Source organism: Serratia sp. HNCC26DJ244 (genome assembly GCF_057180565.1).
The window spans coordinates 1-935 of sequence record NZ_JBXUGO010000078.1 but is presented as its reverse complement, the minus strand read 5'-3'; the positions used below and the strand labels follow the sequence as shown (position 1 = coordinate 935).

Below are 935 nucleotides of genomic sequence, written 5' to 3'. Positions count from 1 at the left end.
TTGCCGTCAATATTCAGGCTGGAGCCATTAGTCAGGTCCACCACACCACTCAAGCCCTGTGCATTACCGCTATTGCTCAGATTGATATGGCTGGCATCCAGCGTCCAAGTACCCGCTCCGCTCAGCGCGTTATCCAGGGTGCTTAATGCGCCGTTGGCATAAGCGCTAAACAGCAAGTTGCTGCCACTGGCGATGGCGACTACACCATTGCCCAATTGTGGGGCTTGCGTCACCATCAGGGTGCTGTTATCAACCAGATCAAACAAACCGTAAAAATTGCTGTTATCCGCAGACAGGGACATCTCAGCCCCATTGCTGATACTGACGGTGGAATCAACCACCCCAGTCAGGGCATGAGCCACATCCTCCGTCACGCCACTGAAATTCAGCACCGCGCTGTCGGTGGTCAAATCCACGGTGGCGCTGGCGGCCCCCAGATTATTGGCATCAGTAACGGTTAAACGACTGTCTGCCCCAATCACCTGAGCCCCGGTAAACGCACTGTTATCACCGGTGAGTTGTACATCTGCCAGGGTATTGATAGTGCCGGCACCACTGAGTGGGTTGGCAAAGCTGCCATCGCGGGCAAAATTCAGGTTACCGTCGACATTCACCTCACTGCTGCCCAGGGTCCCGGCATTGTTCAGTATCAGCGTCGCGCCGCTGTCAATGTCGGTATCGGCGGTTAAGCCACTGTTGGCGGCGCTGACGGTGAAGGTGCCCCCTTGTAGCGTCAACAGACCATCACCGGTTAAGCCCCCGGTGGCGCTTGAGCTCCCCCCCAGGGCGAGCAGTAACGAACCGCCCGCCAGATCCAGCACCCCACTATTGACCAGAGTTTGCACTGTTTGCGTGTGGCCATTTAAATCCACCGTCGCCCCACTGCTCAGGTCAAGGGTGGTGGTCTGCCCCAAGGCCGAATCCGCCGCCAGTTG

1 pseudogene is annotated in these 935 nt (G+C 57.2%); it reads right to left on the bottom strand.

The window, feature by feature from the left end:
- A pseudogene (locus AC2A06_RS18610) lies at positions 1-935 on the bottom strand (hypothetical protein); the annotation flags it as partial.